This window comes from Streptomyces sp. NPDC056480, assembly GCF_042795405.1.
Classification (GTDB): domain Bacteria; phylum Actinomycetota; class Actinomycetes; order Streptomycetales; family Streptomycetaceae; genus Streptomyces.
Map to the genome: position 1 here is coordinate 1 of NZ_JBHTSA010000061.1, position 15,577 is coordinate 15,577.

Sequence of the window (15,577 nt, forward strand, 5' to 3'; positions counted from 1 at the left end):
CGCCCCCGCCCGCCCGCCAAACCGCGGGCCGGACGGGGACGTCGGCACGGGTCACCACCGGGCCGATGGGGACGTCGGCGCGGGTCACCGCCGGGCCGACGGGGACGTCGGGCACCGCCGGGCCGACGGGGACGTCGGCGCGTCTCGCACGGATCACCGCCGGGCCCACAGGGATGTCGGCGCGGCCGTCCGTCGGTGTCGGCACCGTAGGCCCTTGGCGTCGGAACGGGCGGGCATCGCCTAGCCTGCCCTGCATGTCCGACGACACCCCGCCCGCCGAGCGTGACGACCGACCCGAGGAATCCCGGCGCGTGCGCCTGAGCCGGACGTTCGACGAGGACGCGGAGTTGTACGACCGGGTCAGGCCGGGCTACCCGCCGGATCTGTACGACGACCTCGCGGAGTTCACCGGTGCCGGCCCCGGACATCGCGTACTGGAGATCGGCTGCGGGACCGGCCAGGCCACCATGCCGCTGGCCGAGCGGGGCTATCGGATCACCGCCGTCGAAGCGGGACCGAGCATGGCCGCGGTCGCCCGCCGCAACCTGGACGGGTCGCCGGGAGTGGAGATCGTCACGGCGGACTTCGAGAGCTGGCCGCTGCCGGAGGACCCGTTCGACGTGGCCTTCGCGGCGACCGCCTTCCACTGGATCGACCCGGCGGTGAGGATGGCGAAGGCCGCCGAGGCGCTGCGGTCCGGTGGCGCGCTCGCCGTGGTGCGGACCCAGCATGTGAGCGGTGGTACCGAGGAGTTCTTCGTCGAGGTCCAACGCTGCTACGAACGCTTCGACCCGGACACGACGCCTGGGACGCGGCCTCCGGAAGCCGCCGACGTCGACGGCTCGGACCACGCCCGGGAAGTCGCGCGAAGCGGCGCGTTCGGTCCCGCGGCCTTCCGACGCTACGAGCAGGACCTCACGTACACCGCGGCGGAGTACCTGGAGTTGCTGCAGACGTACTCCGGCCACCGCGCGCTTCCGGAAGCCGCCAGGAACGGGCTGCTGGCGTGCGTGGGGGGCCTGATCGAGGGGCGGTACGAGGGCCGGGTTACCAAGCGGTATCTCATCGAACTGGCGGTGGCGCACCGGCGGTGAGCCGGTCGGTGCCGGTGCGCCGTGGGACGTAAACACGGTGCCGGAGACGTCGGCCCGCTGTGATACTCGTCCGATGATCAGTCTGCCTGCCGCCGTCCTCGACTCCCTGCACGGGCTCGCCTTCGGTGACGCCTTCGGCGACCGGTGGTTCGGCATCCTGCGCCGGGAGGGCCCGGCGGCCCTTGAGGCCCGGACGCCGCCCCCGGAGCCGCTGTGGCAGTGGAGCGACGACACCGCCCAGGCGCTCGTGCTCGTCCGGGAACTCGCCGCCGGTGGCGGCGACGTCGACCAGGACCGACTCGCTCTGGGCCTCGCGGCGGCCTACGCCGACGACACCCACCGCGGGTACGGCGCCTCGATGCACGACGTCCTGCGTCGGATCGGAGCGGGCGAGCCGTGGCGGGAGGTGGTCGCCGGACAGTTCGGCGGCCAGGGCTCCTGGGGCAACGGCGCCGCCATGCGCGTCGCACCGCTCGGCGCCTGGCACGCCGCCGATCTCGACGTCGTCGCCGAGCAGGCGGCCCTCCAGAGCACGGTCTCGCACCACCATCCGGAGGCGGTCGCCGGGGCGGTGGCGGTAGCGCTCGCCGCCGCGCTGGCGACGCGCAGCCGGGGCGGACCCGCTCCGGCACGGCCGGAGTTCCTCCGTGCCGTCGCCGCAGGCGTCCCCGACAGTGACGTCCGGTCGGGTCTGCGCATCGCGGCCCGGATGCCGGCGCACACCTCCGTACGGCACGCCGCGGAGGTCCTGGGTTCCGGCTACCGGATGTCCGGGCCCGACACCGTTCCCTATGCGCTGTGGTGTGCGGCGGGGCACCTCGACGACCTGCACGAGGGCCTGTGGGTCACGGTCGCCGGGCGCGGCGACATCGACACGACCTGCGCCATCGCGGGCGGGGTGATCGCCGCGCGGACGGGAGTCGCCGCCCTCCCGGCGGCCTGGCACGCGGCCCGCGAACCGCTGCCCCTGGTCGTGTCGTGACGGCGAGTCCTGATCAGCCGGTGCCGCGCGAGGTGAAACGCCTGGACACGGCGTCGCTGCTCGCCCTGGAGGAGCGGGCCCTGGGGCTCGTGCTCAACCAGCGGCTGGATCCGGCGTGGGTCGCGGCGCACGCGGCGCCGGACGGTGCGCACTATCTGTGGCCGGCCCTGTGGAACACCCTGCCCCATCGTCCGGAGGTTCCTCGGCAGTTGCGCTGCGAGCTGCTGATCGCGCTGCGCGGCGGGCAGCATGTGATGAGCCTGCTCGACATGCTGCCGGAGGACTTCGCGCCGCTGCCGAGGGTGACCTCGCGGGAGGAGGGGATGCGGGTGAGCCGTCTCCTGGACGACTCCCCGACGGTGCGGCAGTGGCTGTCGGGGTCCCTGTCACGAAACGACGGCCCGGGGCGGGGGTAGGCGACGTCCGGAGTCTCCGCTCTTCCTCGCCGCCGGCGACCGGCTGCGGTTCGAGGGCGGTGTGCTCGTGGTCCTGCGGGACGGCCGGGTGCGGCACGGTCTCGTCGGCGACTGGTACTGGCGGTGCCGCCGCATGCGCAGTGCTCCCCGGACCGGGCTCCCGCGCGCCCGGCAGACCACAGAAGACGCCTAGCTTTAGCCCGTTTCGGGTGATTTCATCCAGGTGTCCGCCTCGTTGATCACCGCATGAAGCAGCTCGGACGACGTCGCTGGATCTGGTCCCCCATCACCTCCTGGCAGGCCAGGAGGCTCTCCCGGGTGTCCGGGGTGAGTCTCGACGAGGCGTGGGTCAGGATCCGGCTGACCACGCACCCCGAGGAGTCCCACCTCGCCCTCACCCGTGACGTGCTCACCCGGGTCCTGCTCACCCGGCGCACCGGATGAGCACACCTCACTCGACCGTCCCCCACCACGTCCCGCCCCGCGCCGCGTCCGTCGCCGGGTCGCCGGGCGGGCCGTCTCCGAGGGCGAGTCGGGAGACGATGCGGTAGCGGTCGCCCCGGTAGAGGGAGCGGACGTACTCGACGGGTCTGCCGTTCGTGTCGGAGGTGATCCGGTCGAAGAGCAGGGCGGGCGACAGGACCGGCACGTCGAGCAGGGCCGCTTCCTCCTCGCTCAGTACGGTCGGCTCGATCGACTGGACCGCGTGGGCCGGCCGGATCCCGCGCCGCTCCCGCAGATGGGCGTAGAAGCCGGCTTCCATGTCGGCCGCGGTGAGGCCGGGAACCAGGTCGGCCGGGACGTGAAGGTGTTCCAGGGCGATCGGGGCGCCGTCGACGTGCCGGAGGCGCGTCACGTGGACGAGTTCCGCCGCAGGGGAGATCGCCAGCCTGCGGCCGACGCGGGCACCGGCCCGTACGGTGCGGAGCGCGAGCACGGTGCTCGTCCAGTCGCCACGGCTCCGGGGCGCGCCCGCCGCCCGGTGCTCGGCGACCAGTTCCTGGGTGATCTTGTCCGGTGCGACGAACATGCCGCGGCCGTGCTCCCGTACCAGCAGACCCGTGGCGACGAGTTCGTCGACCGCCGCCCGCAGGGTGGGACGGGAGACGCCGAGGGTGGCGCAGAGGGTGCGCTCGGACGGGATGGCGTCGCCGGGACGGCGGCTCTCGATCACGGTCAGCAGATGCTCCCGTACGCGCTCCCGCTTCAGCTCCATGCCGTCCACTCCCCCGTGCGCCGTTCCGCTGCGGGTCAGTATGCATCCCCCTCCGTCGAGGAGGTCACGAGGCCGTCGCGGGTGAAGTCGAGGCGGGAGACGATGCGGTAGCGGTCGCCTCGATAGACCGAGTGGACGTACTCGACGGGGCGGCCCGCGGTGTCGAGGGTGAGGCGTTCGATCAACAGGGCGGGCGAGAGGACGGGGACGTCCAGGAGCGCGGCCTCGTCCTCGCTGACGACGGTCGGTTCGATCGACTGGGTGGCCTCCTGGACGTGGACCCGGTGGTGCTCCCGCAGATGGTCGTAGAGGTCGCCCGCCTCGAGCTCCTCCGGGGTGAGCGAGGCTCCCACCAGGTCGGCCGGGATGTGCAGGTGCTCGATGGCCATGGGTGAGCCGTCGACCAGGCGGAGGCGGGCGACGTAGAGCAGTTCGGCGGCGGGCGAGAGGCGGAGCCTGCGGCCGATGCGCGCGCCGGCCCGGACCGTGGCGGATTCCAGAACGGTGCTGGACCAGCTGCCCGAGGCGCGGGGGACGGTGAAGGCCGCGTCGTCCGGGGCGAGCCGCTGGGTGATCTTGGCGGGGGCGACGAACATGCCGCGGCCGTGTTCCCTCACCAGCGCCCCGGTCGCGACGAGTTCATCGACGGCCGCGCGCAGGGTGGGCCGGGAGACGCCGAGGGCGGCGCAGAGGGTGCGCTCGGAGGGGATCGGGTCGCCGGGCCCGCCCGCCTCGATCAGGCCCAGCAGGTGTTCCCGTACCCGCTCCCGCTTCAGCATCCCGCTGGAGGAGCCGTCCTTCATGCCACCCACCCTCATTCCGACTGGTCAACTGGTAAATCCGATACTAGCCGGACCCGATGACCTGAGACCCGGTGAACAACCCATGTTTTTCAAGGGATTGACGGCTCCTCTCGACCGTGTCACCTTCTGGTCACACACCTGACCACTTGACCAATTGGTCAACCATTCATCGAGGTGCCCGTGAAGACTCGTCCCCTCGCCGGCTCCGTCGCCCTCGCGGCGGCCGTCGCCCTCACCGCCACGGCCTGTGGTGGATCGGGCGATCCGGCAGCCTCCGGCGGACCGGAGAAGGTCACCGTATGGATCATGAAGGACAGCGTCACCGACGCCTTCCTCGACCGCTTCCGCACCGGCTTCGAGGCGGAGCACAAGGACATCGACCTGGACATCCAGATCCAGGAGTGGGACGGCATCGGCGAGAAGGTCACGGCCGCCCTCGCCAGCAAGGACGCCCCGGACGTCATCGAGGTCGGCAACACCCAGATCGCGCAGTACGCGGCGAGCGGCGGCGTCCGCGACCTCAGCGACAGGACGGCCGAGCTGAACGGCGCGGACTGGCTGCCGGGGCTCGCCGAGCCGGGGAAGGTCGACGGCAAGCAGTACGGCATCCCCTGGTACGCGGCCAACCGGGTCGTGATCTACCACAAGGACCTGTTCGCCCGGGCGGGCGTCACCACGCCGCCGAAGACACAGGCGGAGTGGCTCACCGTCACCGCGAAGCTCAACCGGGGCAAGACCCAGGGGATCTACCTGCCCGGCCAGAACTGGTACACCCTCTCCGGCTTCGTCTGGGAGGAGGGCGGCGACCTCGCGGTCAAGGACGGCTCGACGTGGAAGGGGGCGCTCGACACCGCCCAGGCGCGCGCCGGCATGGACTTCTACCGGCAGCTCCAGGCCCTCGGCAAGGGCCCCAAGGACTCCGACGAGGCCAAGCCGCCGCAGGCGGAGGTCTTCGCCAAGGGCGAGGTCGCCCAGATCATCGCCGTACCCGGTGGCGCGAAGATCGTCGAGGAGATCAACCCCGCGCTCAAGGGCCGGCTCGGCTTCTTCCCGATCCCCGGCAAGACCGCGGGGAAGCCGGGCGCCGTCTTCACCGGCGGCTCCGACCTCATCGTTCCGGAGGCGTCGACCCACCCCGAGGCCGCGTACGAGGTGGTCAAGGCGCTCGCGGGCGAGAAGTGGCAGACGGACATGGCCAGAACGATGAGTTACGTGCCCAACCGCACCTCGCTCGCCCGGGTGATCCAGGACGACGAGGGGACGGCGGCCATGGCCGCCGGCGCGGCCCAGGGCCGGGCGACGCCGAACTCCCCGCAGTGGGCGGCCGTCGAGGCCACCAACCCGATCAAGCAGTACATGACGGCCGTGCTCACCGGCACCGATCCCGCCCAGGCGGCCGCGACCGCCTCGCAGAGCATCACCAAGACCCTCGGCTCGTGAGCGGCCCCGCCGTACGGCTCCCCGACCGGTCGAACCGAGCGGCCTTCTGGCCCTACCTCCTGGTCGCCCCCACCGTCCTCGGCGGTCTGCTCCTCCTCGGATACCCCTTCGCCCGCAATCTGCTGATCTCCTTCCAGGAGTACGGCCTGGGCGAACTCATCCGTGGCGACGCCGCGTTCGTGGGGTTCCGCAACTACCGGACCGTGCTCGCCGACCCCGAGTTCTGGGAGGTCGTCCGGCGCACCTTCTGGTGGACCCTGGTCAACGTCGTCCTGATCATGGTGATCGGCACGCTGGTCGCCCTGATGATGCAGCGCCTCGGCCGGCGGATGCGGATCCTGGTGACGACCGGTCTGGTCCTCGCCTGGGCCAGCCCGGTCATCGCCACCACGACCGTCTTCCAGTGGCTCTTCGCCTCCCGGCTCGGGGTCGTCAACTGGGTCCTCGTACGGCTCGGGTTCGAGTCCTTCGAGGGGTACTCGTGGCTGGCGGACGGCCCCGCCGCGTTCACCGTCCTGGTCCTGCTGGTGGTGTGGCAGTCGGTGCCGTTCGCCGCGATCACGCTGCACTCGGCGCTGCTGACCGTCCCCGCCGAGCTGTACGAGTCGGCCCGGCTGGACGGGGCGGGGGGCTGGCGGATCTTCCGCTCGGTCACGCTTCCCCTGCTGCGCCCGATCTTCGGTCTCGTCCTCTGCCTGGAGGTCATCTGGGTCTTCCGCTGCTTCGCGCAGATCTGGGCGGTGACCAAGGGCGGGCCGGGCGAGGCGACGACCACCCTGCCCGTGTACGCCTACCGGGTGGCCCAGTCGCTGCACCGCTACGACCTCGGGGCCGCCGTGTCCACGCTCACCGTCCTGCTCCTGGTGGCCGTGCTGATCGCCTACTTCCGCCAGATGCTCCGACAGGAGGCCGACCGGTGACACCGCGCTCCCTCCGCCGACTCCCCCTGAACACCGCGGCGGCGCTCGTCTTCGTCCTGGCCGTCTTCCCGGTGTACTGGATGGTCCTCACGGCCTTCCGGCCGACCCGTGACATCCAGTCCGAGACACCGCGGTTCCTGCCGGTCTCCGTCACCCTGGAGCACTTCCGGAACGCCGTGGCCGCCGACGGGTTCTGGACCTTCTGGCGCAACAGCCTGCTCGTGACCGCCGGTTGCGTCCTGCTCGCCCTCGTGGTGGCGCTGGCCGCCGCCTTCGCCGTCGCCCGGATGAACTGGCGCGGCCGGCGGGGCTTCATCCTCATGGTCTTCATCGCTCAAGTGGCGCCCTGGGAAGCACTGCTGATCCCGATGTACGTGATCGCCCGGGACGCCGACCTGCTCGACCGGCTCGCGACCCTCAGCCTCATCTACTTCATGGTCACCCTGCCCTTCACGATCGTGACCCTCCGCTCCTTCCTGGCGGCGGTCCCGGCCGAGCTCGAGGAGGCGGCGCAGGTCGACGGGTGCACCCGCGCCGCCGCGTTCCGCCGGGTCACGCTCCCGCTGCTGGCCCCCGGGCTCCTCGCGACCTCGCTCTTCGGGTTCATCACCGCCTGGAACGAGTTCGCCTTCGCCAACATGCTCATCATCAAGAACCAGGACGACCGGACCCTGCCCGTCTGGCTGTCGTCCTTCTCCAACGTCTTCGGCACCGACTGGGGCGCCACCATGGCCGCCTCCACCCTCTTCGCCCTGCCCGTCCTCGTCCTCTTCCTGGTCCTGCAGGGCCGGGTCGCCGCCGGAATGACCGGCGGAGCCGTGAAGGGATAACGCACCGCGATGCCCCAGCCCCGACTCGTCCCCGAACCCACCCATCTCCAGCTCCTGCCCGGCACGTTCACCTTCACCGACGCGACCGCGCTCAAGGTCTCCCCGGGCGCCGAGGGCGCGGCCGGACTGCTGCGCGCCCTGCTGGGCCCGGCCACCGGACTGCCGCTGCCCGCCCGCGCGGACGGCTCCGTCGTCCTGGCGCTCGACCGCGCCCTCACCGGCCTCGGCGAGGAGGGGTACGGCCTCACCGTCGGCGCCGAAGGGGTACTGCTGCGGGCCGCCCGCCCGCAGGGGCTCCTCGCCGGCGTCCAGACCCTCCGCCAGCTGCTGCCCGTCGAGGCCCTTCGGGCCGAGCCCGTGGCCGGCGTCGCGTGGTCCGTGCCCTGCGCGCAGATCACCGACACCCCCCGCTTCCCCTGGCGGGGCTCCATGCTCGACGTCGCCCGCCGCTTCCGGCCCGTCTCCTACCTCCGGCGGTACGTGGACCTCCTCGCCCTCCACAAGCTCAACGTCCTCCATCTCCACCTCACCGACGACCAGGGATGGCGCATGCCGGTCGCCGCGCTCCCCCGGCTCACCGAGGTCGGCGGACTGCCGCACGGCGGTGCCTACACCCGTACGGAACTCACCGGCCTGGTGGCGTACGCGGCGGAGCGCGGCGTCACCGTCGTGCCCGAGATCGAGATGCCCGGGCATGTCCGGGCCGCACTCGCCGCGTATCCCGAGCTCGGCAACCATCCGGGCCGTACCTATGACGTCTGGGACAGGTGGGGCGTGTGCGACACGATCCTCGGCGTCCACGACGGAGCGCTGGACTTCTGCCGCACCGTCCTGGACGAGGTGATGGACGTGTTCCCCTCCTCGTACGTGCACATCGGCGGCGAGGAGTGCCCCACGACCGAGTGGTACGACTCGCCCGCGGCGCGCCGAAGGGCGGCCGAGGAGGGGCTGCCGGGGCCCGCGGCCCTGCACGGCTGGTTCATGGAACGGATCGGCCGGCACCTCCTCGACGCGGGGCGGCTGCCGCTGAGCTGGACCGAGAACGGCGCCGACCTCCCGCCGTACTTCACCGTCATGCCCTGGCGCGACGCCGACCACGGCCGTACGGCCGTCCGCCGCGGACATCGCGTCGTCATGGCGCCCCACCGCACCACCTACCTCGACTACCCCCAGTCGGCCAGTCCCGCCGAGCCGCCGGGTCAGGCCGGGGAGGTCGTCGATCTGCGCACCGTGCACGGCAACGAGCCCGCTCCGGCGGACTGGAGTCCGGAGGAGGCGGCCCAGGTCCTCGGCTCCCAGGCGCAGTTGTGGACCGAGTACGTGCCCACCACCGCGCACGCCGAGTACCTCACGTTTCCGCGGCTCTGCGCACTCGCCGAGGTCGTCTGGACCGGCCGCCACGACTGGCCGGGCTTCCAGGAGCGCCTTCGCCACCACCGGACACGGCTCGACGCCCTCGGGGTGCCGCGCCGCCTGCCCCCCGCGCCCTCGCCCCTCCTCACCCCCGCCTCATGACCCCGTCAGGGCCTCACCCCGTCGGCCTGCGTCGACCGGAAGCACCCCTCGGAAGCACACCACCCAAGGAGAGGAACCACCATGAACGACCCCACAAGGAACAGGAGCCTGCGGATCCGTGCCGCGCTCGCCGTCGCCGCGGTGACCGGGCTCGGTGCCACCGCCCTCACCGCCCTGCCGGCGGCGGCCGCCGGTGAGGCGGTCACCGTCCAGTACCGGCAGAGTTCGACCGGCGGCGACCAGGTCGAACCCTGGCTCAAGGTGGTCAACACCGGCTCGTCGAGCGTTCCGCTGAGCCAGGTCAAGGTGCGCTACTACTTCAAGGCCGACGCGGGAGCCTCGTACACCTACGCCTGCTCCTGGGCGGTGAAGGGCTGCGCGAACCTCACCGGTACCTTCGGCACGCTCGCCAGCCCCACCGCGACCGCCGACCGCTACCTCGAGATCGGCTTCACCGCCGGAGCCGGTTCCCTCGCACCCGGCGCGGACACCGGCGACATGCAGCTGCGCTTCCACCGCTCCAACTGGCAGTCGCTGAACCAGAGCGACGACTACTCCTTCGGGCCCGCCCAGACGACGTACGCCAACTGGTCCAAGGTCACGGCGACCGTGGGCGGCGTGCCGGTCTGGGGCACCGCCCCTGCGGGCAACGAACCCACCCCGACGCCCACCGACCCCACCACTCCCCCGACCACGCCGCCGCCCAACGGGGCCGCGCTCTTCGACGACTTCGACTACGCCGGACACACCGACCCGGCGATCGACGCCCACGGCTGGAGCGTCCGCTCCAACTCCGGCGGCCCCGGTGTGCCGGGCGCCACCTGGGCCCCCGAGAACGTCACCTTCGCCAAGGAGGGCACGAACTCCATCATGAACCTGCGGAGTTCGACCGCCGGGACCGGTGAGTCCACCCGGCACACCGAGATCCTCACACGCGCCTCGAAGTTCAGGAACGGCACGTACGCGGCGCGGGTGCGCTTCTCCGACGCGCCGGTGTCGGGACCGGACGGCGACCGTGTCGTGCAGACCTTCTTCACCATCAACGACCTCAAGGCGCCGATGGCCGACGACTACGCCGAGTACGACTTCGAGTACCTGCCCAACGGGGGCTGGGGCGAGCCCGCCAACATCCTGTACACCACGTCGTGGGAGACCTATCGGCCCGACCCGTGGGAGGCGGTCAACCAGCACTCCGAGGCCCGGACGAGCTACGCCGGCTGGCACGACCTCGTGCTGACCATCGACGACAACGCGATCGTCTACTACGTCGACGGCCAGGAGTTCGGCCGGCACGACGCCCGGTACCTTCCCGAGCGCCCGATGTCGATCAACTTCAACCAGTGGCTGATCGACCTCGCCGGCCAGACCTCGACGACGCCGCGCTCCTACGACCAGAAGGTCGACTACGTCCTGCACGTCAAGGACCAGGTCCTGACCCCGGCCCAGGTGGCCGCGAAGGTCGGCGCCTACCGCACGGCGGGCACGACGTTCCAGGACACGGTGCCGGCCACGTAGCCACGCCGTCCCGGTGGGCCGTCGTCCCTCGGGGCGGCGGCCCGCCGGCGGGTTCAGGAGGCGCGGCAGGTCGGGTCGTCGACGGCGCTCACGGTGTACGGGGGCCGGCCCGGCGGCTCGTCCAGCTGGCTGTTCACCACGTAGAGGCGGCAGCCGTGCCGTGCGAGGGTGGTGGGCAGGTCGAAGGGTTCCCCCGTGAGGCGATGGGTCACCGTGCCCGTGCGCAGGTCCTCGTCGAGGCGGGCGATGTACACGCCGTGCGGGGCACCGTGGTTGAGCACGGCGTAGAGCGTCCGGCCGCGCAGCACCATGCCGTCGGGTCCGAAGGACTCCTCACCGAGCGAGAGCCGGGTGACGGTCCGGTCGGCGGTGCCGACGCGCCAGACCGCCTCGGTGCCGTTGGAGGCGACCAGGAGGGTGCTGCCCGTCTCGTCCGCCACGATGCCGTTCAACAGCCAGTACCGCGCCGGGAACTGCGGGAACGCCGCGCGGATGTCCAGCCACGGTTCGAGGGGGCCGAGGGTGCCGCCCCGCATCTCCGCCCGGTACACCACGGGGTTAGCCCAGTCGGTCACGTACACCGCGTCCTTCGTCACGGTCAGGTCGTTGAGGTCGGGCGCGCCGAGCGGTCCGCCGCCGGCCGTACGGGTGGCGAGCAGACGTCCGTGCCGGTCGTGGACGGTCAGGCTCGCCCCGCCGACGGAGAGGACACGGCCGCGCCGGTCGGTGTGGACGCCCAGGGTGCTGGTACGGCCCTGCAGTCCCTGCGCAGGGAACGGCCGCAGGTCCGGGCGGCCGATGTGACCGCGGTAGAGGGCGCCCGTGCCGTCCGAGGACACGTACAGGGTCCCGTCCGGGGTGACCGCGATCCCCTCGGGGAGTACGCCCGGGGCCCGGGAGACGACATAGGTGTCGGGCAGGTCCCGGGCGACGGCCGGCCCGGGCGCGCCGGCGAGGGCGGCGAGCAGGACCGTGGCGACGAGGCAGGCGGTACGGGTGGGGGCGCGGCGCATGGGTGTTCCTCCGGGGTGGTTCGTCGGGGGGCGTCGGGGGGGGGGCTGGCTCGGTGAGAGGGTGGTGAGAGGCGCACGGGGAGAGGGCAGGGGCACGGGCAGCGGGTCGGGGAGAAGGACACGGGGAGCGTGCTCCCTCGTCGTCCGCGACGCATCGCCTTTCACGCCTGGGCGAAAGGGTCCGCCGTACCCTCTGGGGGAACGCGGCCGTGGGGCCGATAATCGGTCGGCATGATCCGTCTTCACTTCACGGCCGCCGATCTGCGCCGGATCACGCTCGCCCCGGCGGCGAACGCGCTGTCGGAGACCGTTCTGAGTCTCCGTCTGGGCCTCCGTACGGGCTCGCGCCGGGGTGCGCGGGTACGGACCGCGGCCCGGCAGTGGCACGAGTCCCTGCCGGGAGGCGCGCACGTCAGGGCGGGTGTTCTCGCCGAACTGCTCACCGAGGACGCCTTCGTCCCGGACTTCCTGCTGCAACCGGCGGCGCACGACTTCGCCGAGGCCCTGGAGTCGGCGGCCTCGACGCCGCTGGAGCGGCTGGCGCTCGATCTCGGGATACCGGAGGCATCCGGCTGGAACGGCGGCCTGGGCCGACCCGGCCGGTGGGCCCACGATCTGGCCCACGGCGTACCGGCCGCTTCCGCGGCCCTGATCGACGACACGCGCGGCTACTTCCGTACGGCGATCGAGCCGCTCTGGCCACGGATCCGCAGCGACGCTCTGACCGATCGGGCGCTCCGGGCGGAGATGCTGCTGCGCGGCGGTGTCGACGCCCTCCTCACCACGCTGGGCACGACCTGGAACTGGCAGCCGCCGACGCTGCACCTGCCGTCCGCCTCGACGTACGACATCCCGTTGTGCGGGCGCGGCCTGCTCCTCGTCCCGTCCTGGTTCGCGACCGGCCCGATGGTGATGTACCGCCCGGAGGCGGCGACCGTGCTCGTCTATCCCCTGTACGACGACGGTGCCGGCGCGGGCCGCGCGGACGGGTCCCCTGAACGGCCGGAGGCGCTGGCGGCCCTGCTCGGGCGCAGTCGAGCCCAGGTCCTCGCGCTGCTGCGGTCGCCCGCCACCACGACGGCGCTCGCCGAGCGCGCGGCGCTCTCGCTCGCGGCCGCCAGCCAGCACGCGGGGGTCCTGCGCGGAGCGGGCCTGATCACCACCGTGCGGACGGGCACGTCGGTGCTCCACAGCCTCACCCCGCTCGGCGCCTCCCTGCTGGCCGGGGTCTGAGCGGGCGGCACCCATCGCGTGGACACCGGGCCGTGCCGTAGGGCACCGGGCCGCAGGGCACCGGGCCGCAGGGCACCGGGCCGCAGGGCACCGGGCCGCAGGGCACCGGGCCGCAGGCCGCCGGGTCCTACGGCCCGGCCCGGCGGCCACGGGGCACCGATCGGCGCAGGGGCTGAAGGTCGCCGCGTGCCGGACGGTGCGTCCCGGTGGATCCTGGGGATATGGGTGGCACTCCCGGGGAGCGGCTGTCGAAGGCCCGGCTCCCGCCCGCCTACGCGGCGGCCGTACGGCGGTCGGTGCGCGTCACGGTCGCCGCTGCCGCCGGCTTCTACCTCTTCCTGTACGGCTTCGACTCGCCCGTCGCCGCCACGTACGCGCTCTTCGCGGCGGTCGCGATGGCGGGTCTCTCGCACATCCCCGGCACCGGGCGGCAGCGCGCGGCGACCCTGCTGCCCGTGGTGCCCGCCTGCTGGGCCCTCATCACGATCGGCACCTATCTGTCCGTACGGACGTGGAGTGCCGTCCTGGGCATGCTGGTCATCGGATTCGTCCTCGCCTTCATGGCCGTGGGAGGGCCGCGGCCCGCCGGCGCCGCTCCGGGACTGCAACTGATGTACATCCTGCCGTCCTTCCCGCCCTACGTCCCCGAGTCCCTCGGCGAACGGCTGGTCGGAGCGACGGTCGGCCTGGCGCTGCTGATCCTCGCCGAGGCGTTCCTGCTGCCCGATCGCGTGCAGGGCGTCCCCTACCGCGAGCTGGCCGCCCGGGCCGCCGACCGCGCGGCGCGCTGTGCCGACGACCTGACCTCCGCCCCGTACACGCTCGACGACACGGCGCTACGGGCGGCCCGGGAGCTGAGCGGCAGCCTGCGGTCCTCACGGGTGCCGGAGGCGGAGCGGCCCGCGGGTCCGGGTGTCAGGGCCCGGGCCCTGGCGCACACCGGTCTCGCCACCCGCACCCTCCTCGGGCGGCTGACGTCGCTTCCGCCGCCGCCCGGCGGCCCGGCGGAGGCGCGGACGTGGCCCGAGGTGCTGCGCGCGGTGCGGGACACGTGTCTGGAGACCGCGTCCCTGCTGCGCGGCCGCGACGGCTCGGGGGACGCCCGCTCCCGGCTCCAGGAGGCCCGTCGCGCCCTGGCCGAGGGTGCCGAGCCGGATGCCGCGCCCGCCGCGCTGCGCCGCCACGCGGCGGTCCTGGAGGTGGCCGACGCCGCGCTGGCGACGTCCATGGCGGCGGAGATCGCCGTCCGGGGCAGGGCCGCCCCGGCGGCGGCGCCGGGCCGGTTCTGGTACGCGCGGATGCGGGCACCCGAGCTCTGGTGGCGGCGGCTCTCGGGGCATGCGGGGCAGCGGTCGGTGTTCTTCCAGAACGCGGTGCGCATCGCGCTGGCGCTCGCGGCGGCACGGACCATCGCCGGCCTCGACACGCTCCCGCACGGATTCTGGATGCTCCTCGCCACGCTCACCCTGACCCGGACGACGGCGCGGGAGACGAGGAGCACGGTGCGGGTGGCGCTCACCGGCACCCTCGTGGGCGCGGTCGTCGTGGCCGCGCTGCTCGCCCTGGTCGGGACGGACACCACGGTGTACACCGCCGCGCTGCCTCCGCTGATGCTGGTCGCCTTCACCCTGGGTCCGGTGAAGGGAGTGGGGTGGGCCCAGGCGATGTTCACGATGGTCGTCGCCCTCGTCTTCGCCCAGCTGGCCCCCGCTACCTGGCGGCTCGCCGAGTTCCGGCTGCTCGACGTGGTCGCGGGCAGCGCGGTCGGCGCCGTGTTCGGACTGCTCGCCTGGCCCAAGGGGGCCCACGACGAGTTGCGGCGGTCGGTGGCGACGATGCTGCGGAGCGCCGCGGAGACCGTGGTGGCCACGACCTCGCAGCTCGCCGCCGGCGGGGCGCGCGCGCCTGTGACCATGTCGCCGGGCCACCGGTCGTTGCAGCATGCACTGATCATGGCGGAATCGGCGTACGCGCAGTACCGGAGCGAGCCGAAGGCACTGGACAAGCCGAACGACACACAGGACTGGCAGGCCGCCCTGCTGTCCGGCCACCACACCCTGTGGGGTGCGGACCGGCTGCTCGTGCCGCCCGCACCGACCGTCGTCCCGCCCCTGCCCCAGGAGCCGGCGGAGGCGGTCACCCGGATCGGCGACCGGGTGGCCGCGGGCATGCTGCTGGTCTCGGCCCGGCTGGACCCCATCGGCGACACTCCGGGCACACCGGTCGCCGTCGGCGCACGGGACTTCGCCGACTTCGACGCCGAGCCACCGGGTGCTCCCCGGCCGTACTACGCCGCCGTCGAATGGCTGGATTCGCTGATGACGGACATGGAGCGGATCGCGGGCGACCACAAGTGAGCCGTGCCACATGGGAATTGACTGTGCAGAGCCGAACACCCGGGTTCTGAAGGACGACAGCGATGCGTTAGCACGGCGGCAGCGGGACGTGAGCGGCGCACGGGAACCTGAAGGGGACCACCGTGGCCGGCACGCCGGCCACGGACAGCACCACAGCAGACCGATCATCGGCAGACCAGTCATCGTCAGACCACGGGGACCTCACCACGCGGCCGCGCACGGACGGTCGAGGCGAGGGAGAAA

Annotated in this window: 14 protein-coding genes and 1 pseudogene; 11 read left to right on the forward strand and 4 right to left on the reverse strand. The window is 72.8% G+C overall.

Going from position 1 to position 15,577, the window contains the following annotated elements:
* Positions 1-205 (reverse strand): annotated as a pseudogene (locus ACFQ79_RS24635) (hypothetical protein); the annotation flags it as partial.
* A 49-nt stretch (positions 206-254) separates the two neighbouring features.
* Between ACFQ79_RS24635 and ACFQ79_RS24640 the strand changes: the two are divergent.
* The 4 genes from ACFQ79_RS24640 to ACFQ79_RS24655 all read left to right on the forward strand — a co-directional run bounded on the left by ACFQ79_RS24640 (position 255) and on the right by ACFQ79_RS24655 (position 2,936).
* Positions 255-1,094 (forward strand): class I SAM-dependent methyltransferase, encoded by an 840-nt coding sequence (locus tag ACFQ79_RS24640; protein ID WP_383586931.1) that lies wholly within the window; start codon positions 255-257, stop codon positions 1,092-1,094.
* Between the two features lie 73 nt (positions 1,095-1,167).
* Positions 1,168-2,076 (forward strand): ADP-ribosylglycohydrolase family protein, encoded by a 909-nt coding sequence (locus ACFQ79_RS24645; protein ID WP_383586933.1) that lies wholly within the window; start codon positions 1,168-1,170, stop codon positions 2,074-2,076.
* Positions 2,077-2,108: 32 nt separating this feature from the next.
* The gene (locus ACFQ79_RS24650; protein ID WP_383586935.1) at positions 2,109-2,492 is read left to right on the forward strand and encodes a hypothetical protein; all 384 of its coding nucleotides are present in this window, start codon (positions 2,109-2,111) and stop codon (positions 2,490-2,492) included.
* 246 nt (positions 2,493-2,738) lie between these two features.
* Positions 2,739-2,936, forward strand: coding sequence for a hypothetical protein (locus ACFQ79_RS24655; RefSeq protein ID WP_266972740.1), 198 nt, complete (start codon positions 2,739-2,741; stop codon positions 2,934-2,936).
* A 7-nt stretch (positions 2,937-2,943) separates the two neighbouring features.
* Here the strand turns inward: ACFQ79_RS24655 and ACFQ79_RS24660 are convergent, their stop codons facing one another.
* Positions 2,944-3,708 carry a GntR family transcriptional regulator gene (locus ACFQ79_RS24660; protein ID WP_383586937.1) on the reverse strand — a complete coding sequence of 255 codons (765 nt, stop codon included), beginning with the start codon at positions 3,706-3,708 and terminating at the stop codon, positions 2,944-2,946.
* Positions 3,709-3,743: 35 nt separating this feature from the next.
* Positions 3,744-4,511: a GntR family transcriptional regulator gene (locus tag ACFQ79_RS24665; RefSeq protein WP_383586939.1), complete on the reverse strand. Its 768-nt coding sequence runs from the start codon at positions 4,509-4,511 to the stop codon at positions 3,744-3,746.
* A gap of 180 nt (positions 4,512-4,691) precedes the next feature.
* On the opposite strand from ACFQ79_RS24665, the gene ACFQ79_RS24670 reads away from it, so the two are divergent.
* The 5 genes from ACFQ79_RS24670 (at position 4,692) to ACFQ79_RS24690 (ending at position 10,731) form a co-directional block, all read left to right on the forward strand.
* Positions 4,692-5,951: an extracellular solute-binding protein gene (locus ACFQ79_RS24670; protein WP_383586941.1), complete on the forward strand. Its 1,260-nt coding sequence runs from the start codon at positions 4,692-4,694 to the stop codon at positions 5,949-5,951.
* Entirely contained in the window at positions 5,948-6,871 is a 924-nt protein-coding gene (locus ACFQ79_RS24675; protein WP_383586943.1) for a carbohydrate ABC transporter permease, read from the forward strand. The genes ACFQ79_RS24670 and ACFQ79_RS24675 overlap by 4 nt, the downstream gene beginning before the upstream one ends.
* The gene (locus ACFQ79_RS24680; RefSeq protein WP_383586945.1) at positions 6,868-7,701 is read left to right on the forward strand and encodes a carbohydrate ABC transporter permease; all 834 of its coding nucleotides are present in this window, start codon (positions 6,868-6,870) and stop codon (positions 7,699-7,701) included. The genes ACFQ79_RS24675 and ACFQ79_RS24680 overlap by 4 nt, the downstream gene beginning before the upstream one ends.
* Before the next feature lie 9 nt (positions 7,702-7,710).
* Positions 7,711-9,216, forward strand: coding sequence for a beta-N-acetylhexosaminidase (locus tag ACFQ79_RS24685; RefSeq protein WP_383586947.1), 1,506 nt, complete (start codon positions 7,711-7,713; stop codon positions 9,214-9,216).
* Between the two features lie 81 nt (positions 9,217-9,297).
* Positions 9,298-10,731, forward strand: a complete 1,434-nt coding sequence (locus ACFQ79_RS24690) for a cellulose binding domain-containing protein (RefSeq protein ID WP_383586949.1) — start codon at positions 9,298-9,300, stop codon at positions 10,729-10,731.
* Between the two features lie 53 nt (positions 10,732-10,784).
* On the opposite strand, the gene ACFQ79_RS24695 is transcribed toward ACFQ79_RS24690, so the two are convergent.
* Positions 10,785-11,744 (reverse strand): hypothetical protein, encoded by a 960-nt coding sequence (locus ACFQ79_RS24695; protein WP_383586951.1) that lies wholly within the window; start codon positions 11,742-11,744, stop codon positions 10,785-10,787.
* 231 nt (positions 11,745-11,975) lie between these two features.
* Here ACFQ79_RS24695 and ACFQ79_RS24700 point away from each other — a divergent pair, with 231 nt between their 5' ends.
* Entirely contained in the window at positions 11,976-12,977 is a 1,002-nt protein-coding gene (locus ACFQ79_RS24700; RefSeq protein ID WP_383586953.1) for an ArsR family transcriptional regulator, read from the forward strand.
* A 221-nt stretch (positions 12,978-13,198) separates the two neighbouring features.
* Complete coding sequence (locus tag ACFQ79_RS24705) at positions 13,199-15,334, forward strand: FUSC family protein (protein WP_383586955.1); 2,136 nt, start codon at positions 13,199-13,201, stop codon at positions 15,332-15,334.
* Positions 15,335-15,577 lie beyond the last annotated feature (243 nt).